Annotated in this window: 22 protein-coding genes; 16 read left to right on the top strand and 6 right to left on the bottom strand. The window is 32.8% G+C overall.

Translation table 11 applies throughout. The annotated features are described in order from the left end of the window. The first annotated feature begins 54 nt into the window (after positions 1-54). From NJT12_RS16135 to rpe, 10 genes are all read left to right on the top strand, one after another. Complete coding sequence (locus NJT12_RS16135) at positions 55-195, top strand: hypothetical protein (protein ID WP_271336957.1); 141 nt, start codon at positions 55-57, stop codon at positions 193-195. Positions 196-222: 27 nt separating this feature from the next. Continuing rightward, positions 223-360 (top strand): hypothetical protein, encoded by a 138-nt coding sequence (locus NJT12_RS16130; protein WP_271336956.1) that lies wholly within the window; start codon positions 223-225, stop codon positions 358-360. A 250-nt stretch (positions 361-610) separates the two neighbouring features. Next, a complete protein-coding gene (locus tag NJT12_RS16125) occupies positions 611-1,357 on the top strand; it encodes a LytR/AlgR family response regulator transcription factor (RefSeq protein WP_271336955.1) in 747 nt (248 codons plus the stop codon). Between the two features lie 197 nt (positions 1,358-1,554). Further along, positions 1,555-1,806 (top strand): hypothetical protein, encoded by a 252-nt coding sequence (locus tag NJT12_RS16120; protein ID WP_271336954.1) that lies wholly within the window; start codon positions 1,555-1,557, stop codon positions 1,804-1,806. A 199-nt stretch (positions 1,807-2,005) separates the two neighbouring features. Beyond that, the gene (locus NJT12_RS16115) at positions 2,006-2,725 is read left to right on the top strand and encodes a hypothetical protein (protein WP_271336953.1); all 720 of its coding nucleotides are present in this window, start codon (positions 2,006-2,008) and stop codon (positions 2,723-2,725) included. Positions 2,726-2,745: 20 nt separating this feature from the next. Next, positions 2,746-5,487: a TonB-dependent receptor gene (locus NJT12_RS16110; protein WP_271336952.1), complete on the top strand. Its 2,742-nt coding sequence runs from the start codon at positions 2,746-2,748 to the stop codon at positions 5,485-5,487. A gap of 6 nt (positions 5,488-5,493) precedes the next feature. Further along, complete coding sequence (locus NJT12_RS16105) at positions 5,494-6,717, top strand: DUF4249 domain-containing protein (protein WP_271336951.1); 1,224 nt, start codon at positions 5,494-5,496, stop codon at positions 6,715-6,717. Continuing rightward, entirely contained in the window at positions 6,705-8,441 is a 1,737-nt protein-coding gene (locus NJT12_RS16100) for a hypothetical protein (RefSeq protein ID WP_271336950.1), read from the top strand. Before NJT12_RS16105 ends, NJT12_RS16100 begins: the two co-directional genes overlap by 13 nt. Positions 8,442-8,570: 129 nt before the next feature. Further along, positions 8,571-9,434, top strand: a complete 864-nt coding sequence (locus tag NJT12_RS16095; RefSeq protein WP_140508168.1) for a sigma-70 family RNA polymerase sigma factor — start codon at positions 8,571-8,573, stop codon at positions 9,432-9,434. Positions 9,435-9,778: 344 nt separating this feature from the next. Beyond that, positions 9,779-10,441 carry a ribulose-phosphate 3-epimerase gene (gene rpe / locus NJT12_RS16090; RefSeq protein ID WP_271336949.1) on the top strand — a complete coding sequence of 221 codons (663 nt, stop codon included), beginning with the start codon at positions 9,779-9,781 and terminating at the stop codon, positions 10,439-10,441. A 73-nt stretch (positions 10,442-10,514) separates the two neighbouring features. On the opposite strand, the gene NJT12_RS16085 is transcribed toward rpe, so the two are convergent. Then, on the bottom strand, positions 10,515-11,354 hold the full coding sequence (locus NJT12_RS16085; protein ID WP_271336948.1) for an AraC family transcriptional regulator: 840 nt from the start codon (positions 11,352-11,354) through the stop codon (positions 10,515-10,517). A gap of 88 nt (positions 11,355-11,442) precedes the next feature. On the opposite strand from NJT12_RS16085, the gene NJT12_RS16080 reads away from it, so the two are divergent. After that, positions 11,443-12,978 carry an MFS transporter gene (locus tag NJT12_RS16080; RefSeq protein ID WP_271336947.1) on the top strand — a complete coding sequence of 512 codons (1,536 nt, stop codon included), beginning with the start codon at positions 11,443-11,445 and terminating at the stop codon, positions 12,976-12,978. Between the two features lie 187 nt (positions 12,979-13,165). On the opposite strand, the gene NJT12_RS16075 is transcribed toward NJT12_RS16080, so the two are convergent. Next, positions 13,166-13,945 carry a DNA/RNA non-specific endonuclease gene (locus tag NJT12_RS16075; RefSeq protein WP_271336946.1) on the bottom strand — a complete coding sequence of 260 codons (780 nt, stop codon included), beginning with the start codon at positions 13,943-13,945 and terminating at the stop codon, positions 13,166-13,168. Between the two features lie 96 nt (positions 13,946-14,041). Next, positions 14,042-16,228 (bottom strand): carboxy terminal-processing peptidase, encoded by a 2,187-nt coding sequence (locus NJT12_RS16070; protein ID WP_271336945.1) that lies wholly within the window; start codon positions 16,226-16,228, stop codon positions 14,042-14,044. Positions 16,229-16,440: 212 nt separating this feature from the next. Between NJT12_RS16070 and surE the strand changes: the two genes are divergently transcribed. The 5 genes from surE to NJT12_RS16045 all read left to right on the top strand — a co-directional run bounded on the left by surE (position 16,441) and on the right by NJT12_RS16045 (position 21,249). Then, positions 16,441-17,220: a 5'/3'-nucleotidase SurE gene (gene surE / locus NJT12_RS16065; RefSeq protein WP_271336944.1), complete on the top strand. Its 780-nt coding sequence runs from the start codon at positions 16,441-16,443 to the stop codon at positions 17,218-17,220. Beyond that, complete coding sequence (locus NJT12_RS16060) at positions 17,213-17,485, top strand: hypothetical protein (RefSeq protein ID WP_271336943.1); 273 nt, start codon at positions 17,213-17,215, stop codon at positions 17,483-17,485. The genes surE and NJT12_RS16060 overlap by 8 nt, the downstream gene beginning before the upstream one ends. 67 nt (positions 17,486-17,552) lie before the next feature. Further along, on the top strand, positions 17,553-18,671 hold the full coding sequence (lpxB, locus tag NJT12_RS16055) for a lipid-A-disaccharide synthase (RefSeq protein ID WP_271336942.1): 1,119 nt from the start codon (positions 17,553-17,555) through the stop codon (positions 18,669-18,671). 12 nt (positions 18,672-18,683) lie between these two features. Then, on the top strand, positions 18,684-19,169 hold the full coding sequence (locus NJT12_RS16050; protein ID WP_271336941.1) for a C40 family peptidase: 486 nt from the start codon (positions 18,684-18,686) through the stop codon (positions 19,167-19,169). A gap of 58 nt (positions 19,170-19,227) precedes the next feature. Further along, positions 19,228-21,249, top strand: coding sequence for a ComEC/Rec2 family competence protein (locus NJT12_RS16045; protein ID WP_271336940.1), 2,022 nt, complete (start codon positions 19,228-19,230; stop codon positions 21,247-21,249). A 14-nt stretch (positions 21,250-21,263) separates the two neighbouring features. Here NJT12_RS16045 and NJT12_RS16040 read toward each other — a convergent pair whose 3' ends face one another. The 3 genes from NJT12_RS16040 to NJT12_RS16030 form a co-directional block, all read right to left on the bottom strand. Next, a complete protein-coding gene (locus NJT12_RS16040) occupies positions 21,264-21,713 on the bottom strand; it encodes a thioredoxin domain-containing protein (RefSeq protein WP_271336939.1) in 450 nt (149 codons plus the stop codon). Between the two features lie 267 nt (positions 21,714-21,980). After that, entirely contained in the window at positions 21,981-22,427 is a 447-nt protein-coding gene (locus NJT12_RS16035) for a thioredoxin domain-containing protein (RefSeq protein WP_271336938.1), read from the bottom strand. Between the two features lie 274 nt (positions 22,428-22,701). Then, positions 22,702-23,154 carry a thioredoxin family protein gene (locus NJT12_RS16030; RefSeq protein WP_271336937.1) on the bottom strand — a complete coding sequence of 151 codons (453 nt, stop codon included), beginning with the start codon at positions 23,152-23,154 and terminating at the stop codon, positions 22,702-22,704. Positions 23,155-23,422 lie beyond the last annotated feature (268 nt).

Here is a 23,422-nt window from a genome sequence, read left to right as displayed (position 1 = left end):
AAAAATGATTTAAGACAAATTGAAACATTAGATAACTAAAAAGAATATAAACCTATGAAAAACAAAACCACAGCAATTACAAAAACATCAAACCTAAAAGACTTCACTGCTCTTTCCAGAAAACAATTACAAGTTATCACAGGAGGAGATGATCCAAAACTATCTAGAGGTACAAAGACGAGTGTAGCTGATTAATTTAAAACCAAATCAATAAGACAGACCATGAAAAATAAAACAAACACGGCAAAAACATCGAGCCTTAAAAACTTTACTGCTCTTTCCAGAAAACAATTACAAGTTATTGCGGGAGGGGAAGATCCTAAAACATCTAGAGGTACAAAAACAAGTATATCAGATTAATTCATTGAATTTAAAAAACTAATATTTACAAACCCCAATCTTTCTTTAAATAGAAACATTGGGGTTTCATTTTAGCGCATGCTCTAACATAAATAAGCCTGACTGATCTTAAAAAAAACTATATGTCTTTTTGTTTGAAACAAACATCCTGAAAAAATCCTTTTTTAAACAATCATTTTCTCTATAATAATTCTTTACTTTACTTCTTTAAAATACCACATACCTGCTTGCCTTCCAAAAACAATAAACAATGGATAATATCAATGTATTAATCATAGAAGATACTCCTGAACAAAGTGATGCCCTTATCAAGGTTTTACTTGAAAACAATTATAACGTTGCGGGAGTTGCTGCAAATTTTACAGACGCATTAAAACTTTTTTACGAAAGTCCTGTAGACATTATTATCATCGATGTTTTTCTGGACGGGAAACCAGACGGAATAACTTTTGCAGAATCCATCAATATTATTCCTAATGCTTCGAAACCATTCGTGTTTTTGACCAGTTCGCAAGACCGTCAAATTTTTGAAAGGGCTAAACTCACAAGACCTTTTAGCTTTTTGATGAAACCATTTAATGAACTTGAAATTCTATATGCGATCGAAATGGCTGTAGAAAAATTCTATGCTCAAACAAATGTTTTCATGAGCGAAGAACAAGATACCGTGATTAGCAATGATTACTTGTTTATAAAGAAAAAAAGCTCTCTGAAAAAAGTAGCCTTAAATGACATTATCTATATTGAAGTCGAAGAACGTTATTGCAATATCATTACTGAAAAGGAAAAATTTGTCATTCAGATCTCACTGACTAAAATCAGTAATTTATTAGATAAGAATAAATTCGTAAAAACACACCGCAATACGATTGTCAATACAGATAAAATCGAAGAGATTATTCTGGCAGATAATCTGATTATCCTGAAAGGCGATCATAAAATAAATCTTAGCGATACGTATAAAGATTTTTTAAAGAAAATGAATATTTTATCTTAAAAAACCAATCCGAAAAACATTTCTAAAAATCCTCTCCATCCCGGGAGGATTTTTTGTTTTGAAAGAAATATCCCAATCCAAAAGAAGTTCTCCAGATTTCATGACATAAAAAAAGGCTTTCGTGACATTTTTTATACCAAACGGGGAAATCAAAATTACATTTACCCTTAGAAACCCCAAAATCAAGATAGCCTAAAATGAAAATTGCAATAACCAAACAAGCAGACATGAAAATTTTAGACATTTTAAAAAAAATAAAAGATAATCCGTGGGTTGGTGTTGCGGTTTCATTAACATTAATTATTCCTAGCTTATATGAAATTCTTGATGACGTTACTGTTTTCAGAAAGGAATATATATTATTATTCATTGCATTTCCGATTTATATAAAATCATTAAAAAAAATATTCGATGATATGCTTGATGCATATGATGACTTATCCGAATAAAAAAGTTTGCCCCTTTTTTCGCTAAAAAACACTACAGCTTAATTTTTTTAAGTCTGGGTGTTTTTTTTATTTTAGACCAAGCCCTTATTTTACTCAAAATTCACATTAAAATAACAAATATTAATAAAAATAAATCAAATATTAACATTTTTTTGATATTTTTGGAAAGCTATACCAAAACATTCAAACCACCAATCCTTTGAAAAAACTTCAAAAAAAGTCTCTTTCTTTTATTCTATTTGGAATATTATTAAATACTCCCGCCATTTATTGCCAAACCAGCAATGAAATCACTGCCTACAATTGGTTCGATAAAAACCTTGGTGTAGAATCGCTGGAATTTGAAAACGGACCTGCCCATTTAAACTTTGACAGGGCCATCAGTGGTCACAATCGCTATTATATTTCGCAGGATTTTATAAAAGGAAGCATTCGTTATAACGATCAGGAATATTTTGATTTGCTTCTAAATCTTGACACTTATAGCGATGAACTGGTTCTAAAACCGTATGGTGACCAAAACACCACAAAAATCAATCTTATTAAAAATAACATCAGCTCTTTTAAAATAGGAACTGAAAAATTTGTCAACCTTAAAGAATTTAATTCTGCCATTTTTAGAAAAGGATACTATCAGGAGGTTCCGGCAGGAAATAACATTGTTCTTTATATAAAATATTATAAAGACAGGAAGAAAAACAGCAACCAAGAAATTGATTTAATAGAATTCATACCCAAACATGAATTTATCATACTTAAAGAAGGCAAATTTTACCCCGCCAATGATAAAAAAGAAATCATAGCATTGTTCCCTGACAGCAAAAGAAAAATAAATGATTTCTACCTTACTTATAGAAACTTAAAAAAAGAGAATATTCCGCTATTCACAAAGAATCTTTTAAAATATATCAATAATTAAAATCAGTAGAAATTAGCCAAATGAGAATATTTATCATCTTTTTATTATTTTTCGGTTTTAATCCATTGCTCTATTCACAAGATCAAAAAAACAATATCAACCTTAGTTACAGCAACATCAACAGGATAGATGTTTTAAAAAAAATAGAAGCTTCTACTGATTACAGGTTCTATTTTCAGGACGATTGGTTTGATACGACGATATTAGTGTCAGGAAATTTTTCGAACAAACCGTTCCAGGATGTTTTGACTAAAGTTTTTGAAGATACTGACCTTAACTTCTTTATGGATAAGAACAGGATCATCTTAACAAAAAACAGCATCATTTATAATACGTTTCAGAATACTAAAACAAAGGATATAAATGTCCCGGTGTTTTTTCAGCAATACGACTCGGTTACCAAAAACAAAGCCGAAAAAACAGCTCCAATCGCATTAATCGGTAAGGAAACGATAGATGCTGAGATTGATTTTTATACGCTTTCCGGTCATATAACAGATCTAAAAGATGACAAAAAATTAGGAGATGTAACTGTTAAGGTAAAAAATACGGAAATATCAACGATAACTAATAGTGAAGGATTTTATAGTTTAAAACTTCCGGTAGGTTTGGCTACGATCGAAATTCAGTCGATTTTGTACAATAATACTTCCCGAAAAATAATGATCTATAGTAACGGAACGTTAGATTTTTCTATAATCGAAAAAATAAATCAATTAAAAGAGGTTATTGTAAAAGGAAAGAACAGTCAGAACATCAGAACTGCCATAACAGGCGTTACAACAATTGAAGCCGAGGGCATAAAAACCGTTCCGTTGGTTCTGGGAGAAAGAGATGTACTAAAAATTGCCTTAACCATTCCGGGAATAAAAACGGCTGGAGAAGGTTCTTCAGGATTTAATGTACGAGGCGGAAAAGAAGATCAAAACTTGATGTTGCTGGATAACGGAACCATTTACAATCCTGCTCATCTTTTTGGATTTTTCTCTTCTCTTAATCCCTACACGATAAATAAAGTTGATATTTATAAAGGCGGCATACCATCAGAATTTGGAGGCCGATTGTCTTCTGTTTTTGATATCACTTCTAAAAACGGCAACACTGAAAAATTTTCCGGAGAAGGAGGTATTGGTCCTGTAACGAGTAATCTTACTGCTTCTATTCCTGTTGTAAAAGGAAAAGCGAGTTTGTTAGTGGGCGGAAGAGCCACATACTCTGATTGGATTTTAAAATCATTAGACGATGAGAACCTGAAAAATAGCCAGGCATCATTCTATGATTTATTTGCAAAATACAGTCACAAAATAAATAAAAACAATTCAGTTGAGGCTACGGGTTATTATAGTAAAGACAAATACAGCATAACGCCTGACTCTTTGTACAGGTACAGCAACAGTCTTGTTTCTTTGAAATGGAAACATTCTTTTAACGAGAAAAACAACAGTGAGCTTAATGTGACGAACAGTGAATATAAATTTAGCATTGATTATGAATCAGCGAATCCTGAATCTTTTATTTTTAAATATAAAATAAACGAAACTCAGGCAAGCCTGAAATTCAATAGTGAGTTGAACAGCAAACACAGATTAACTTACGGAATAGCCAGTAAATTATACAAAGTCAATCCGGGAGAAATTAATCCAAACGGAGCATCATCCTTAGTGAATTCTATAAAAATTGACGATGAAAAAGGTCTGGAATCGGCTTTGTTTTTCTCTGACAAATATAAAATCACCGAAAAATTATTGTTAGACATTGGTGCCCGATATTCTTATTATGCAGCTCTTGGCCCTTCTACTCAAAAAATTTATCAAGAGGGCGTTCCCAAAACTCCGTCGACTGTAACAGAAGAAAAAGTTTATGCGAATAATGAAGTCATAAATTCTTCCGGAGGGTTTGAACCCCGAATAGGATTACGTTATATTTTTGATGAAAGCCTGTTCGTTAAAGCCGGTTTTGATAAAAACTATCAATACATTCATCTCCTGACGAACAATACAACCCAATCGCCTACTGACACCTGGAAACTGTCTGACCTGAATGTAAAACCTGAAAGCGGCTTGCAGTATTCTCTGGGGATCTTTAAAAAACTAGACTATAAAGATATTGAGTTGAGCCTGGAGGGTTATTATAAAACATCTAAAAACATATTAGATTATAAGGTGGGTGCAAACATTCTTTTAAATGAAAATTTAGAAACAGAATTATTACAAGGAAATGGTAAGGCGTATGGTATTGAGTTTTTACTAAAAAAATCAACAGGAAGACTTAATGGCTGGATTGGATACACTTATTCCAGAACATTTATAAAACTGGACAGTCAGTTTAATGATGAAAAAGTAAACAATGGTGCTTTCTTTCCAACGAATTTTGATAAACCTCATGATGTGAGTATCGTAATGAATTATAAGATCACTCATCGCTATAGTTTTTCTTCGAATTTTGTTTATCAAACCGGACGTCCAATTACATATCCTATTGGAAAATATACGTATAACGGAGCAGAATACACGATGTATAGTGATCGTAACAGATACAGAATACCGGATTATTACAGATTAGATATTGGATTAAATATTGAGGGGAATCACAAAATAAAAAAACTGGCTCACAGTTTCTGGAATATTTCTGTTTATAATGTATTAGGCCGAAACAATCCGTACTCTATCTTTTTTGTGACTAAAGAAGGCCAGGTAAAAGCCTACCAGACTTCTATTTTCTCGGTGCCGATACCAACTATTACCTATAATTTTAAATTTTAAAAGGTTATGAAAAAAATCTTCCTATATAGATTTCTTGTACTATTAGTTCTTTCTTCGGTATTGGGCTGTACGACACCTTATCAGTATCAGACCAATGGGTTTGAAGATGCTATTGTGATAGAAGCAACAATTACTAATGAATATAAGCATCAGGAAATTAAATTATCCCGAACCTATAAACTTGAAGAAAAAACACCAACCTTCGAGACTAAAGCAACAGTGTTTATAACGGATGATCTTGGCACTAAATATGATTTTCAGGAAACTAAAGATTTGTATGTTTCTTCAGATCAATTTCAGGCAAGTCCGGACAGACAATATCAATTGCATGTTCGCACAAGCAATGGAAGATCTTATGTTTCGACTACAGAAAAATTGCCGCAACAAACCCAGATTAACAGTTTAGAATCTAAAGCGGTAACAAAAAATGGTGAACTTGGTGTCGAAATTACCGTAAACAGTGCAGATCCTACCAATAAATCAAGATATTACAGGTACGAATACGAAGAAACCTATAGGGTTGTTGCCCCTAAATGGTATTATCAAAAAGCTGTTCCGGTTCTTTTTACTCCCGGTACAAACCCAAGAGGAAAAGTCGTTTTTGAAGACAGAACCTCAGAAGCCCGAATTTGTTATTTAAGCCAGAAATCAAATGAATTAATCTTAACAAATACCAACCAGCTGAGCGAGGACAGAGTAATTAATTTTCCTGTGAGATTCATTAGCAGTAAAGATCCTATTATCAGAAGCAGATATAGCATATTAGTCAAACAATATGTTCAGAGTCTTGCTGCTCATACTTTCTTTGAAACATTGAAAGAAATATCAAATAACGGAAGTATTTTATCACAAACCCAGCCCGGTTTCTTTTACGGAAACATTAATCCGGTTGACAACCCCGGAGAAAAAGTAATTGGTTATTTTGAGGTATCTTCTTATTCAGAAAAGAGATTATTTTTCAATTTTATTGATGTTCTTCCCGGGCAGTTTATCCCAAAATATCAGTATGATTGTCCGGCTCCAATTCCTGTAGCAGATAAGGACAGCTATATTTATAAATATTGCTTTGATGAACCGCCTTGCCAAGGAGATGTAATTCTAAACTTATTGGCAAGCGGACTAAGAACATACTTTCCTGACGAAAGCGGAGACTATATATTATATCCTATAGAATGCGGAGACTGCACTTCATTTTCATCAAATATAAAACCATTATTTTGGATAGATTAAAATACATATTACTCGTAGCTCTGGCAATTAGTTTACAGCAAAGTTCGTTTGCTCAAAAAACCAATTCTATTACTGAACTCAATGAGATAGACAAAACGCTAAACGAGTCGCTTTATATCAGCACAAATGCTAATGCGTATCTTACGGGAGAAACTTTATTGTACAAGGTTTTCTGTATCGACAAATCAACAAATCAAGTTTCGAAATACAGCAAGATTGCCTACCTACAACTGATCGACAGCAATAAAAAAACCGTTTTTACTCATAAGTTATTTCTTGAAGACGGCACGGCTAATAGTGATTTTTTTATTCCTACAACGCTCGAAACAGGAAACTATAAACTAATTGGTTATACCAATTGGATGCTAAACAAAAGAGCTGCGGAATATTGCAATATCGATCTCTATATTGTAAATCCCTATAAAGAAAAAGTAACAAACACAATTTCTCAGAAAGAATCAAATCTTTCAGAAAATGCAACTGATGAAAATATATCTTTTGACTTAACAAGCAAAACATATACAAACAGGGATTTAATAGCTTTTAAAATAAAAACAAATTCTGATGATTTTACCAAGGGCAACTATAGCCTTTCAATAAAAAAAGCGGATGGTTTTTTATCTCAAAACAAAACCAACTTCAAAGAATTGCAAATAAGCAATCTCAATAAAAACTCTGATAATGCAATACACAATACCAATTATATTCTACCGGAATTACGTGGTGAAATAATTTCAGGAAAAATATCCTCCGCCAGTTCAGACACTAAAAATAAAAAAGTTGCCCTGTCTATAGTAGGCAAAAATTATGTTTTAAAATTAACCAAAACTGATGCTGAAAGCAGATTCATTTTTAATCTGGGAAAATCCAATACCGGTTCAAATCTCGTTGTTCAAATCATCGAAGACAACAAACAGGATTATACTATTGAAATAGACAAACCAAAAGATCTCGATTTCTCAAGCCTGACATTCCCTACTCTTTCCTTCAATTCAGAATTCAAACAAAACATTTCCGAAAGGTTAATCGCGAGTCAAATAGAGAATGCTTATTACAACATCAAAAAAGACAGCATATTATCTTCAAACGATACGATTCCTTTTTACAGTAATTTATCAAAAGAATACAAACTAGATGATTATACAAGATTTCCAACGGTACAGGAAACTATAACTGAGGTTGTCTACGGTACGTACTATACAAAGAACAAAAACAACTATGCGATTCATGTTTACGACTTCGACCAAAATTACGAATCTGAGCTGCCTCCACTAATCATTGTTGACGGATTAATAATAGAAGACCTGAATGAACTCTTTGCCTATAATCCTAAAAATATTTATAAAATCAATGTTGTAAAAGGAATCTACTATTATGGCTCAAAATCTTTTAATGGTGTGGTTGCGTTTACTACCAAAAACGGAGATTATGAAACAAAACTTAAAGGAAGTTTTATCATAAGACCGGAGCTTTTGAGACCTCAGTCTAAAAAAGAATATTTCAGTCCTGATTATGCCACTCCTAAAAATGCCAGAATTCCTGATTACAGACATCAGTTATTATGGTTGCCAAAAGTAGATTTAAGTGCCGCTGATTCAAAAATAAAGTTTTACGCATCTGATGTTTCAGGTAAATTCGAAATAATTTTAGAAGGATTTTCGTCCACCGGAAAACCCGTTTTCATCAAAGAAATCATCGATATAAAGGGCTCAAGCCTGAATTAGAACTTTAACAATTCTCAAATAAGAGCTTTCTTTTTATTAGAAAAATAAAAAAATAAAAAATATTGTAACCTTTTCGCATCTCTTTACGTATAACTACTTGTACACTTAAAAATTGAGGAGACAAAAAACATGAGACAACTTAAAATCACCAAGCAGGTAACCAATCGTGAAACTGCATCGTTAGACAAATACCTACAAGAAATTGGAAAAGTTGACCTAATTACCGCTGATGAAGAGGTAGAATTAGCACAAAGAATAAAGGCTGGTGATCAAAAAGCTTTAGAAAAATTAACAAAAGCCAACCTGCGTTTCGTTGTATCGGTTGCTAAACAATATCAAAATCAAGGATTAACTCTTCCGGATTTAATTAATGAAGGAAACTTAGGTTTGATCAAAGCTGCTCAGCGTTTTGATGAAACTCGTGGTTTCAAATTCATCTCTTATGCTGTATGGTGGATTCGTCAATCGATCCTTCAGGCTTTGGCTGAACAATCCCGTATTGTTCGTTTACCATTAAACAAAATTGGTTCTATCAATAAAATCAACAAGATGTATGCTTTATTAGAGCAATCTAACGAGCGTCCGCCTTCTGCTGAAGAAATTGCAAAAGAACTTGACATGACTGTAAATGACGTAAAAGAGTCTATGAAAAACTCCGGTCGTCACTTATCAATGGATGCACCTCTTGTTGAAGGTGAAGATTCTAACCTTTATGACGTTTTACGTTCTGGAGAATCTCCAAACCCGGACAGAGAGTTAATTCACGAATCATTACGTACTGAAATCGAGCGCTCATTAGAAACATTAACTCCAAGAGAGGCAGATGTTGTTCGTTTGTATTTTGGTCTTGGCGATCAGCACCCAATGACTTTAGAAGAAATTGGAGAAACTTTCGACCTTACTCGTGAGCGTGTTCGTCAGATTAAAGAAAAAGCAATCCGTAGATTAAAACATACTTCAAGAAGTAAAATTCTTAAAACTTACTTAGGATAAAAAATATTTGTTTCAGGTTTCAGGTTTCAGGCTACTTTGAGTAACTTGAAACTTAAAACTTGGAATTTTTTTAACGCAAACAACAGTTTGATTGACTGTTCGTTTTTTGATTGATGATTGAAACTCCGGCTGATTACCGGAGTTTTTTATTGTGTTTATTTTAACCATTAACATATTAAGCTTCATAAAGTTAAATTATCAATGAATTTAAAATAAGCTAATTAAGCAAACTAAACTTAATTAGCTTAATCTCTTAATGGTTCATAAAAAATGAAATCTAATTTCATTGTAAACAAAAACTAAAGTCTTACTTTTGCAAAAATAACACTACACACAACTACACAATGAAGAATACACTTATTGCTCCTTCTGTTCTTGCAGCTGATTTTGCCAATTTACAACGTGATATCGAAATGATCAATAACAGTCAGGCTGATTGGTTTCATATTGATATTATGGATGGTGTTTTTGTTCCTAATATTTCTTTTGGAATGCCGGTTTTAGAAGCAATTTCAAGACATGCAAAAAAAACAATCGACGTTCATTTGATGATTGTTGATCCGGACAGATATATCAAAACTTTTGCAGATTTAGGTGCAAATAACCTAACTGTTCATTATGAAGCGTGTACTCACCTTCACAGAACTCTTCAGGCAATCAAAGCAGAAGGAATGAAAGCCGGAGTAGCGATTAATCCTCATACTAATATTGATTTGCTGGAAGACGTAATAAACGATATTGACTTAGTTTGCATTATGAGCGTGAATCCAGGTTTTGGAGGACAATCATTTATAGAAAACACTTATGATAAAGTTAAAAAGCTAAAAGCTTTAATTACCCGCAAAAATGCTTCTACAATTATCGAAATTGATGGTGGTGTAACGAGCAAAAATGCCAAACAATTGGTAGAAGCCGGTGCTGATGTATTAGTTGCAGGAAGCTTTGTTTTTAAAGCAGAGAATCCAACTCAGACTATTGCAGAATTAAAAGCTTTGACTGCTTTCTAAGCTCAAAACTGATAAAAATAACAGAAGCCGAAGAGTAATCTTCGGCTTTTTTTGTATCCATTTAGAGCGAAAATTAAGCCAACAGAATCTTAGCTTTTCGATATCCTGTGAGGCTTATATTTCTATGTTTCTTGAAAAATTTATTGAGATGGCTTTCGTCAGAAAAACCAAATTCATCTACAATTTCATTGATCCTCATATCGCTAAAACTTAAGCGGTGCTCTATTAATCTTATTTTATAATTGGAGACAAAAGACTGGATCGTTTCGCCACAATGATTTTTAAAATAACTTCCTAAATAGGAATCTGATATATCAAATTTCTCTGCTATAACGGAGACCTTTATTTTTTGAGGACAGAAAATATTAGCCTGAATATAATTGATGATTTCAAGAATTCTTTTATCAGCACTTTCTTTTATTCCCAGTGGTTTTATTTTTGCAATGTTTCTTGCGGCAATTACAATTAGCGCATTTACATAGTGAATTATTAAATCCTCATCATAAATATCTTTGCTGTTTATAACATGTACTAACGATTCTGATATTGAACTGACAAGAAACTCGTCTTCTTTTCTATTCAAAATACAGCCTGACAAATGCGTTGCATAATGCAACAAACATTCGATATGATCAATACTTTTAGACCTGTACTCTTTTACATATTCGCTATTAAGCTTTACCAACAAAAACTCAGTTGTATTTGTAATATCAAATGTGTGATAGTCATTTGGAGTAAGCAACATCAGATTCCCTGTTTGATAAGAAATACAATTGCCGTTGATATGAAGAAATCCATTTCCTGAAATAACATATACCAATTGAAAGAAACTAAATTGTGAATTTACAATTGGGCATTCATCTACTTTTTTATAAAGCACTTCGACAGATTGATGCATGTTTTCTTTTCTCATCCTGCAAAGATACCTTTTTATAACAAAATAGTACTGAAATAACATCTTATAGCAGTTTATTTTTGCCAAACATAAAACAACATAAGAAATGGAGCAAAAAATTTCCTCAACCAAAAACACAATTGCCTTAATCGCCATTTGCCTGGCTACATTAATGTTTTCTCTCGAAATCTCAAGTGTTCCCGTAATACTCCCAACATTAGAAAAAGTACTAAAAGCGAACCTTAGAGACATGCAATGGATCATGAATATTTATACTATTGGCTGTACTACGGTTCTAATGGCCGCAGGAACTCTTGCTGATCGATATGGCCGAAAACGCATTCTTATAATAACCTTAATTTTATTTGGGATTTCTTCTTTAGCTTGCGGTCTCGCTCAAAATATAACGTTTCTGGTTATTAGCCGTTTTTTTCAGGGAGTAAGCGGCGGGGCAATGTTAATTTGTCAGGTAGCCACTTTATCCCATCAATTTCAGGAAGGAAAGGAACGCAGCAGGGCATTTAGTATCTGGGGAATTATTCTTGGTGTCGGATTAGGGTTCGGACCTATTATTGGCGGATCAATAATAGCATTATTATCGTGGGAATGGGTCTTTCTAATTCATTTTCCCATTGCTATTCTTGCCGTGGCTTTGGTTTACGGTTATGTAGACGAGTCTAAGGATTCTCATGCTAAAAAAATCGACATTTGGGGTATGATTACCTTGTCGGCAGCTATTTTTGGCTTAATTTATTTTATTACACAAGGACCGGATCTAGGTTTCACAAGCCCAATAGCTTTGGGCAGTATAATTGTTGCAGCAATAAGTTTTATCTTATTTATATGGGTCGAAAAAACAAATGAATATCCCATGTTTGATTTTTCTGTATTCAAAATACGTGATTTTTCGGGCGCAATCATGGGTTCTATAGGAATGAATTTCAGCTTCTGGCCCTTTATAATTTATTTGCCTATTTATTTTCAAACCTATTTAGGATATGATGTGGTCTCAGTAGGACTTTCTTTGCTTGCCTACACGCTGCCTACTTTAATCATTCCTCCATTTGCCGAATATTTTTCGGTTCGATATCGTTCAGGAATCGTAATTCCATTTGGCCTTTTTATATTAGGATTAGGGTTTATTTTGATGCGATATGGTATGATTGCAGACAATCCAAGTTGGGTTACAATGCTTCCGGGTTCTTTGATGGCCGGTATTGGACTTGGTTTTACTAATACTCCGGTGACCAATACCACCACAGGTTCAGTTTCGAGTAATCGGGCTGGTATGGCATCCGGTATCGATATGAGCGCAAGAATGATTGCACTATCTATTAACATTGCATTAATGGGCTTTATTCTGGTCGAGGGAATTTATTCTTATCTGAATGCTGCTTTTGCAGGATCTCTTAATAAAACAGCCTTGCACACTATTGCAGAAAAAGTGGCAGCCGGAAACTTTTCGTCCCTGAATCAGGATTTTCCGGAATTGAATATCTTAGACTCTTCCGGATCTGTTTTACATGCAGCTCTTGCCCATGGTTTTGAGATGGTATTATTGTACGGAGGAATTGGTGTCTGGATTTTAGCCTTATTAAGTTATATGCTATTTAACCCGGGAAAAGCACAAAAAAACTTGTAATTTTCCAATTCTGATGACTGTTCCAATAGCTACTATTATAGACAAAAATATTATAAACACCAATTGTAAGAACTTGCACAAAGTTTAATTACGCTAACTTAGTTTGTGACATTATTTTACCAACTAATTCGTGTTTATTTTGCGCTAAATATCTTTAGTAATGAGTTCTTATGAAAGCAGCGCTATCCTAAAAATCCTTACTGTCTTTTAAGTTTTTTAAATTGGGAAAGAAATCAATTCCTGTCATTTTTTCTAAAGTCTCAATTGGAACTACAAAATCATAAAGCGATTTCTTGCTGTCCTCATTTGGAATCAAAAAAGCAATCGCTTTATGCTCTTTTCCCGTTTTAGCGAGGACAATTTTATAAAAATATTTAGGAACAGCTACTTTTTCTGTTCCTATTTTTTTATCTGAATCTTTCAGAATCCCTCCTGTTACTACATAAATATCATTGTATTTATCTGCCCAATAGCGTGTTTTTTGCTCCAGTCTATTCCAGATTCCGCTATTAAAATCATGATCCTGAGGTGAAATATTTGAAGTATAAAAGGTATCATTATAAGCATTCTGATCAAATTCCATGTCGCCGGCAGGACAAAGATGTCCTTTATCATAGCCTGAATTTTTGTAATTTCTCCAATCTGCAGAACGTGTTGTTACCTTTGGATCTTCAATAAAATAAGGACGTTTGTAATTTGAATTTTTCAGGTATTCTTTCTTTAATTCATAAGCAACCCATTCAGCCTGCTCAAACTTTTCATTATAAGAAAGTGTATAATATTGATGTTTTACAATTTGTCTGGTTGTAGAACTTGGCAGATAGGCAAATGTATACAGTGAGTCTGTACTATTTTGACCGGAAACAAAACCAGATTCCTTTTCCTGAATCATAACATTATCACTCATTTCTTTTTTGCATGACAATAATGCAAAGACCATCAAACCTAAAACAATACAATTCCTCATTTATCCGTATTTAATTTTGAGTTAAACTTACAAAAAAAACGCTCCAAAAAGCAGTACTTTTTGAAGCGTTTTCTAACAAATTAATCCTTTAAAGAATTAAGATTTTACTAATTTATCCTTTTTCATTTTAGGAGAAACAGATCCTTTTGCGACACCACCTTTAGATTGCAAATCATCTAAAACATTCAATGCCTCTTCTACATAAATATCTTTAGACAATGACTGATGCCATGCATCTCTTTTTTCTTTTAAGCTCGCATCACTTTTCATTTCAAGTTCTTCGTATGGCAAAGATTTAAAAACCAGATCATTTTTATAATCTGAAATTGGTTTGTATTTTTTACCTTCTTTTTCAACTTGCTCCTGAGTTGCTTTAAAGCTATTGATATTTAAGCTGTAAGTGTTCTCTTTGTTTTTAACATCGATCCATTTTGCATTGTCTTCAATTAATTTGAATTGTGCATTTTGAGCGATTCTATTCTTACTATTGCCAATTGCTTTAGCAAAATTCTCATTCGATTTCCACGTAGTATAATCCGCTGGATCAATCTTATCCCATGGCATAGCATTTTCATTATCACGCTCTCCCATTTTTAGGTAAGCATAACGATCCGGCATAACAACATCACTATGAACACCCTCTAATTGAGTTGAACCTCCGTTGATTCTGTAAAACTTTTGTCCTGTAATTTTCAATGCTCCCAAATCACCATAATTGGCATTACGAACGAATTGATTTAAATCCAGAACATTTTGCACAGTTCCTTTTCCGTAAGTTTGTTTACTACCAATGATCACACCTCTTTTGTAATCCTGAATTGCAGCAGCCAAAATCTCTGATGCCGAAGCTGAGAAGCTGTTTACCATAATTACTAATGGTCCGTCCCACTCGATTTTTTTATCTTTATCGTATAAAACTTCTTTCTTTTTACCTGCTGATTTTACCTGAACAATTGGTCCGTCTTCAATAAATAAACCTGCAATATCAACCACTGTAGATAAAGATCCACCTCCGTCATCACGAACGTCAAGTACAATACCGCTGATATCTTCTTTTTTCAATCTCTCAACTTCAAGAGCGATATCTTTTCCTGCATCACGACCGTCTTTATTTTCAAAATCGATATAAAATTTAGGTAAATAAATCACACCATATTTCAATCCGTTTCTTTCTACAATACTAGATTTAGCATAGGTTTCTTCAATTTCGACAATATCTCTGACAATCGAAATTACTTTGATAGTTCCGTCTACTTTTTTAACTGTTAGTTTTACTTCTGTTCCTTTGTGACCTTTAATTTTTTTCACAACATCATCCAGACGCATCCCTACAACATCTACAGGCTCTTCGTTTCCTTGTGCTACTTTCAAGATTAAATCTCCTGCTTCCAGTTGTTTTCCTTTCCAGGCTGGTCCGCCGGAAATTAACTCATCTATTTGAGTGAAATCATTTTTCTTGGTTAATCTTGCTCCGATACCTTCTAGTTTTCCACTGATATTTACATCAAAACGATCTTTTTCTTCCGGAGCAAAATAACTTGTATGCGGATCAAAACGACTCATAATTGAGTTTACATATACAGAAAACCAATCTTCTTTATTAAGATCTTTAATAAGGCTAAAGTTATCATCTAATGATTTTAAAGAACTATCACGAGTTTCTTTTTCCAGAGTCTCGAAAGATTTTTCCTTATAATTAGGATCTGCTTTCTTTTTATCTTCTTCTAGTTTTTGCTTCGTTACAAGTGAAGAAAGTGTCGACAATTTAATTTGTTTTCTCCATCTTTCATTAATCTCTGTCGCATTTTTTGCATAAGGCAGCTTATCATAATCAGCATTGAAAGTTTCATCAACATCATAATTAAATGGCTGAGCTAAAATCGTTTTATAACGTTTTTTGCTTTCTTCCATACGTTTCATCAATCTTGTGTAAGTAAGATTGAAAAACGTTAAATCCTTATTCAAAAACTGATCATCTAATTGCAGCTCATATTGCTTAAACTCATCAATATCAGACTGTAAGAAGAATCTTTTTGAAGGATCCAGTGCATTTACGTAATCTTTAAAAATTCCTTTAGAAAATTCATCATTTATTTCCGCAGGACTATAATGTCCTTTTTCAATAACAAATGCAAGTAATTCTAAAAGTGTTTTATCTCTGTTCGGGTCCGGATCAACTGACTTATCTGCATTAATTTTAAAAGCAAATAAGGTTAAAGACAAGCATAATACGGCTATAAGTATTTTATAATTTCTTTTCATAAACTTAATAATAGCATTCATCAAATTTTTTAATCTAAGTTAACTGTAAAAACTATGTCAACTTGCCAAGTTCACTATAATTTTTTGTTAAAGATATAAAAATGTTTGACGCTCAAAAGTCTTCTTGAATTTAGTTTACAATTTTTACTTATTTGTTAGTATTCTACTAAAATCTGTTACTACATTTGTTTTTATAAGTCTTAATTTTGACAAATCAGAATAAATATCACAGCATGAAAAATGAAAAACCCCTAATATTAGTAACCAATGATGATGGTATCTTAGCACCCGGAATCAGGGCTCTGATAAGTGTTATGGAAACTATTGGAGAGGTAGTTGTAGTAGCTCCGGACAAACCTCAAAGCGCAATGGGTCATGCAATTACCATAAACAACACTTTATTTCTTGACAAAATTTCGAAAGAAGAAGATCCTATAACCGAATACAGCTGCTCAGGAACTCCTGTTGATTGTGTAAAACTGGCAGTAAATGAAATCCTAAAAAGAAAACCTGATCTATGTGTCTCAGGTATTAATCACGGTACAAATTCTTCTATAAATGTAATTTATTCCGGAACCATGAGTGCTGCTGTCGAGGCAGGAATAGAAGGAATTCAGGCCATTGGATTCTCCCTTTTAGACTTTGACTGGAATGCTGATTTTGAACAAATAAAATCATTCGTAAAAAAAATCACTTTGGAAACGCTTAAAAACAAGCTTCCTCCGGGTGTTGTTCTGAACGTTAATTTCCCGAAACTAAAAGAAGAAGAGATTAAGGGAATCAAAATTTGCCGTCAGGCGAAAGCGTACTATGCACAGAAATTCGACAAGCGCCAAACACCTCACGGTAAAGATTATTACTGGCTTACAGGCAAATTTACTAACGAAGACCAAGGTGAAGATACTGATGAATGGGCTTTAGAAAATGGTTATATTTCTGTAGTTCCGGTGCAATTTGACCTAACGGCACATCATTCTATGCAACTCCTTAATACATGGAACTTAAATGAGTAAGAAAGACATCCTTATTGGTTTTATCATCGGGATTTTTACTGCATTATTAGGCAGTTATTTATTTGTTGCTTTTTTTACAAAGTTTGACATCTCTACAGGAATTCAAACCATAAAACAGCAAGGATACATGGGAAAAGTAATCACTATAGGAACAGTATTGGATCTTGCGGTTTTTGGAATTCTGTTAAAAAGAAATGAGGAACTCATGGCAAGAGGTGTTGTTCTTGCAGTGATTGTTCTTGCAATTTCTACTTTATTTATTTAAATCTTATCTTTGCTATGCAAAAAAATGTTGTGTTTGATTATTGGAGCACACTTTCAAGAAAATTTATATGAAATATTACATAATAGCTGGCGAAGCTTCCGGAGATCTGCATGGTTCTAATTTAATGAAAGCTTTATATGAGGAAGATCCTCAGGCTGATATTAGATTTTGGGGAGGTGATTTAATGCAAAAAGCCGGAGGAACTTTAGTAAAACACTATCGTGAATTGGCATTTATGGGTTTTATTGAAGTGATTTTTAATCTGAAAACCATTTTAAACAATATCAAAATTTGCAAAAAAGACATTCTGGAATTTCAACCTGATGTTTTGATTTTTATTGATTATCCGGGATTCAATATGCGTATTGCAAAATGGGCCAAGGAATTAAATTATAAAACTCATTATTATATTTCACCTCAAATTTGGGCCTGGAAGGAAAACCGAATTAAAGCGATCAAACATGACGTTGATAAAATGTTTGTGATTTTACCTTTCGAAAAAAGCTTCTATGAGGACAAACATCATTTTCCTGTAGAATTCGTTGGGCATCCATTAATTGATGCTATTCAGAATCAGCCGCCTTTTGATGAAGCTACTTTTAGAAAAGAAAACCAGTTAGGCGAAAAACCTATTATTGCGGTTTTGCCCGGAAGCCGAAAACAGGAAATTACCAAAATGCTGAGTGTCATGCTAAGTGTTGTCGATGATTTTCAGGATTATGAATTTGTAATCGCAGGAGCTCCTAGTCAGGATTTTGAGTTTTACCAACAATTTATCAGCAATAAAAACATTAAGTTCATTTCGAATAAAACCTATGATTTATTGCGTTCTTCGACTGCGGCTTTGGTAACTTCAGGAACTGCAACTCTTGAAACGGCTCTTTTTAAAGTTCCGGAAGTAGTTTGTTATAAAGGAAGTACTATTTCTTATCAAATTGCAAAACGTATTATTACTCTAAAATACATCTCTCTGGTGAATTTAATCATGGACGAGGAGGTTGTAACTGAATTGATTCAGAGCGATTGCAATACAAAACGAATCAAAGAAGAATTACAAAAATTACTGGAACCGAATTATCGCGAAAAACTGCTTAAGAATTATGATATCCTTGAGCAAAAATTAGGCGGAGTTGGTGCAAGCAAAAAAACGGCGAAACTTATTGTTGCTGATTTAAAACAAGTTTAAAGATTTTTTGGTTTGAAAAAAATATACATCTTACTCCTTTTATCAGTGCTTTTTGCTTCTTGTAAATCGACTTCGACTGCTGTGAGCAAAAAAGAGTCGAAAAAAGAGAACAAATACGTGGTAAACAATTTGATCAGCAAAGCCACAGATAATATTGGTGTTCGCTATAAAGCTGGCGGAACAACAAGAAATGGCTATGATTGTTCCGGTTTAGTATATACTACATTTGAGTCTGAAAATATTAAATTGCCAAGACCTTCTTATGAACAGGCAAAGGTTGGAAAAATAATCAAATTCAGCGATGCTCAAAAAGGTGATTTGATCTTTTTTAAAACCAACAGAAGTAAACAAATCAATCATGTTGGCCTTATTGTCGAAGTCAATTCTACCGAAATAAAATTTGTGCATTCTTCTACTTCAAAAGGAGTCATTATTTCGTCTACTAAAGAAGCCTATTATCAAAATTCATATGTACAGATTAACAGGGTTATCGAATAGATTGCCTTAAAAATAAAATATAATTCTTTTCTTACAAAATATTTAATACTTTTAGCAAATGAAAGTATTAGATTTTCCTTTAACAAAAATTACAATTTGGTTTCTTATCGGTATTTTATTTTGTTACTACTGTCAACCGTCAATATATGTTGTCCTTCCAGTATTTAGTATTGGTTTAATTATTTTTTTACTTTCTTATTTTACGATTAAAAGAAATAAAAACCTGAATATCCTTTTTGGTTCAAGCACTTATTTCATTTCTTTCTTCGTGGGTATTTTAACTTTATTACTGCACACTAATTCCCTTCAGAAATCCAATTACATTCATTGCAAAAAAGCCTTCGAAACGCCACAATTTATAACCTTTACATTACGGGAAAAACTCAAAAGCAACTCCTATAGCGACCGCTTTACTGCAGTAATAAACACGATTAACAATCAGGCTTATTCCGGCAAAATAATTGTCAACATACAAAAAGACAGCCTTAAAAACCCAATTATAGGAAGCGTCATAAAAGTAAAAACTACATTACAGCAAAACACTTCAAACAAAAATCCAAACCAATTTGACTACAGTAAATATCTGGCCAACAAGCAAATTTATGCTCAGGTTTATATTAACAAAGCTGAAATTACAATTAATAAAAAACTCAAAAAAGATATTTGGTACTACTCCGGCAAACTTCATTCCCGAATAGTCCGCAATCTTGAAAAGGCCAAATTCAACAAAGAAGAAATGAATGTAGCATTGGCTCTTATCCTGGGACAGCAACAAGAAATTGCGTCAGATATTATTCAGGATTACCAATATTCAGGAGCGACTCACATACTTTCGGTTTCAGGATTGCATGTGGGATTTATCATGATTTTTATCAATTTTATTTTAAAACCAATTCCAAATACACGAAAAGGCTCCCTAATAAAACTGCTTTCTATTTTATTATCTCTCACAACTTTTGCTGTAATTTCAGGATTATCTCCGTCTGTTTTACGTTCTGTCGTAATGTTTTCGTTTCTGGCAATAGGCAACCATTTGCGACGAAGCGGAAGTATTTATCATACCTTATTAGTTTCTATGTTGCTAATATTACTTTTTGAACCTTATTTTTTATTTGATGTTGGTTTTCAGCTGAGTTATCTTGCGTTATTTTTTATTGTCTGGCTGCAGCCTGTATTAAAAAAAATATGGACTCCTAAAAACAAAATCCAAATAACGATCTGGAATGCACTTACCGTTTCATTTGCTGCTCAGATAGGCACTCTGCCGTTATGCTTGTACTATTTTCATCAATTTCCGGGCTTATTTTTTGTTACCAATATTATTATAATTCCACTTTTATCCTTTATAATGATTGCGGGAATCATCGTAATGCTTATTGCCATTTACTGTTCTCCGCCAATATTATTAATTGAAATTTTCGAAAAAAGCATTTATCTTTTAAACAAAACAATTCACATTGTAGCATCGTTTGAATGGTTTGTTATACGAGATATTAGTTTTAATTCTTATTATCTGCTGACTCTTTATTTAGTGATTATCTCAGCTGTAATCTGGAGTAAAAAACCAACGTACAGCAAATTAGTATTCTTACTAATCACAATAGTTTCGTTACAGGCTTCTTTGATCTGCACAAAAAAAGAAATCGAAAACGGAAATGAATTAATTGTATACAACACAAAGAAAAACACACTGATTTCAAAACGAAAAGGCAAAGAAATCACTGTCTTTACAAAAGACACTTTTTCTAAAAATAACGCTTTGAATTCTTATTTAGTTGGAAATTTCAGTAAAATAAAATCCACTAAAAGAATTAAAAACACTTTATTCTATAACGGAAAAAAGATTTTTGTAATCGATAGTTCAGGAACTTACGAAAGTAAAATTCAACCTGATATTTTGATACTAACCCAATCACCGAAAATAAACTTAGAACGCATTTTAGAAGATTTACATCCCAAAATTATAATTGCCGATGCTTCAAATTCATATGCTATCCAGAAAATATGGAAAACGACCTGCCTGAAAAATAACACCCCTTTTCACGCTACAAATGAAAAGGGATTTTATAAATTAAACTAAATTGAAATTTGCTTTTATTCGCCAAGCAATATTATTTTAGCGTCAGAGATCCATTGTTTTACTCCTCCAACTTTATAACTGAGCAGTCCCAGTTTGTCGATTCTTGGCCTGTTTTTTCTAATAAATGCTGCAGCAAGACACACTTGCGGCAACTCTTCGATACCCAAAGCTTCTTTTAATCTAATATTTTGTTCTTTCTCTTCATCAGATATTGAAGAATCTGACAAATCGAGCCTCAATAAAACAACATTTTTACCTGACCAGTCCAGAAAATCTGATGTTTCGAAAACTTCGCTTTGTATGCTTTTAGAAATACCATTTGCAGTAAAAAAAATCAACAAGGGCTTTCTTTGCTCATCGCTCATTTTGATTGCATCATTCATATTTGTTTTCCAAACCAAATTTTGCGAATGAACTAAAAATGAAGCTAAAAAAAATAGCAGGACAAGTAATTTTTTAATCATATGAGGCTTTTTTAAATTACATTTATTTAGCCAATTTAACACAAATGATACTAAAAATTAATATTTATTAATTAAAAATGCTAAAAAAGACACACAAATACAGATTAAACAATAAATCCATAGGTTTTTAATTGTTTAATAAAAAATCAAGCTTTATTTTATAAAGTTCTGACTAACAATCAAAAAAAGAGATTAAAATAAAAAATCCCTTTTTGCTTAAACTACAAAAAGGGGTCTTTTAGATTAAAGGAGTTTAACTTAAATTATTTATGGATTCAGGATCGAATTTGCATCTGCTATCCACACTTTTGCCCCTCCTTGTCTATAAGGAATCAAACCCATATTATTAAAAGTTGTCTTTCCCTTTCTGACAGAAGCCAATAAAAGGCATACCTGTGGCAATTCGTCAATACCCAAAGCATTTTTTAATTTCACATTTTGTTCTTTTACAACATCAGATGCTGCAGCATCAGATAAATCCAGTTTGACTAAAATAACATTGTCGCGTGACCAGACTGCAAAATCCGGTGTTGCAAAAATTTCGCTCTGGATTCTTGTCGAAATACCGGTAGCAGTAAAAAAAATCAATAATGGTCGTTTTTGTGTATCACTTGCCACGATAGCATCATTCATATCTGTTTTCCAAACTAAGTTTTGTGAATGCAGAAAAAATGAGCCTAAAAATAAGAGTAGAATAAGTAGTTTTTGGGTCATATTAAATTGGTTTTTAGGTAGGTTTACGCGACTAAATTAACATAATATCCTCACCAAACAAGCTATATTCAAACACAAAATACATAAAAAACAACAAAAACAGCAATACAATAATAAAACACTAATTTTTTAAGAAAACTAAAAAATAATCCGTTTTAAATAGCTAAACTCCTAATTAACTTGCTGAAACAGACCTATAAAAAAATATCCCTTTCCGTTTAAAAAACGAAAAGGGAATCTACAAATTAAACTAAGAAACTTAATTTAAATTTTATTATTCACTTGGGTGCAAAATTGCATTTGATTCTGCTATCCAAGCTTTTGCGCCGCCTGGTTTGTAAGCAATTTTTCCTAATGCACTAAATGTTGTTTTACTTTTTCGAATCGAAGCACTTGCAAAACAAACTTCCGGCAGGTCCTGAACACCAAAAGCATTTTTTAATTTGATATTCTGATCTTTATCACTTTGATCTGCGTTAGGATCTGATAAATCCAGTTTAACAAGGACTACATTATCACGGGACCATACGGCAAAATCCGGGGTTTTAAAGATTTCGTTTTGAAGATTTTCGGGTACACCTGAGGCAGTGAATAAAATTAACATTGGTCTTCTTAATTCATTACTTATTGCAATAGCATCAGTCATGTTTGTTCTCCAAACTAAGTTTTGCGAATGCAGAAAGAATGAACCTAAAAAAAATAGTAGGATAAGTAATTTTTTAGTCATAATATAATTGGTCTTGGTTAGTATAGCATGACGAAATTAACATATTATTTTAATTTTCCAATTTTTATTAATACAAAAAATATATTATATGTTTTTTTTAATACAATAAAATATTAAAATCCTAAAACAGCACAAAACATTGAATAACTTTTCTTACTAATCGGATAGGAGCCTAGGGATTAATTCCCTAGGCGACCTTCCACACCACCCGGCATACGGATCCGTACCAAGGCGGTTCTTAATTTACGATACATTTTAAGATAGATAC

The sequence above is a fragment of the Flavobacterium azizsancarii genome (genome assembly GCF_027980145.1).
Classification (GTDB): domain Bacteria; phylum Bacteroidota; class Bacteroidia; order Flavobacteriales; family Flavobacteriaceae; genus Flavobacterium; species Flavobacterium azizsancarii.
The sequence above is the reverse complement of the archived record's forward strand: the minus strand, read 5'-3'. Positions and strand labels throughout refer to the sequence as shown.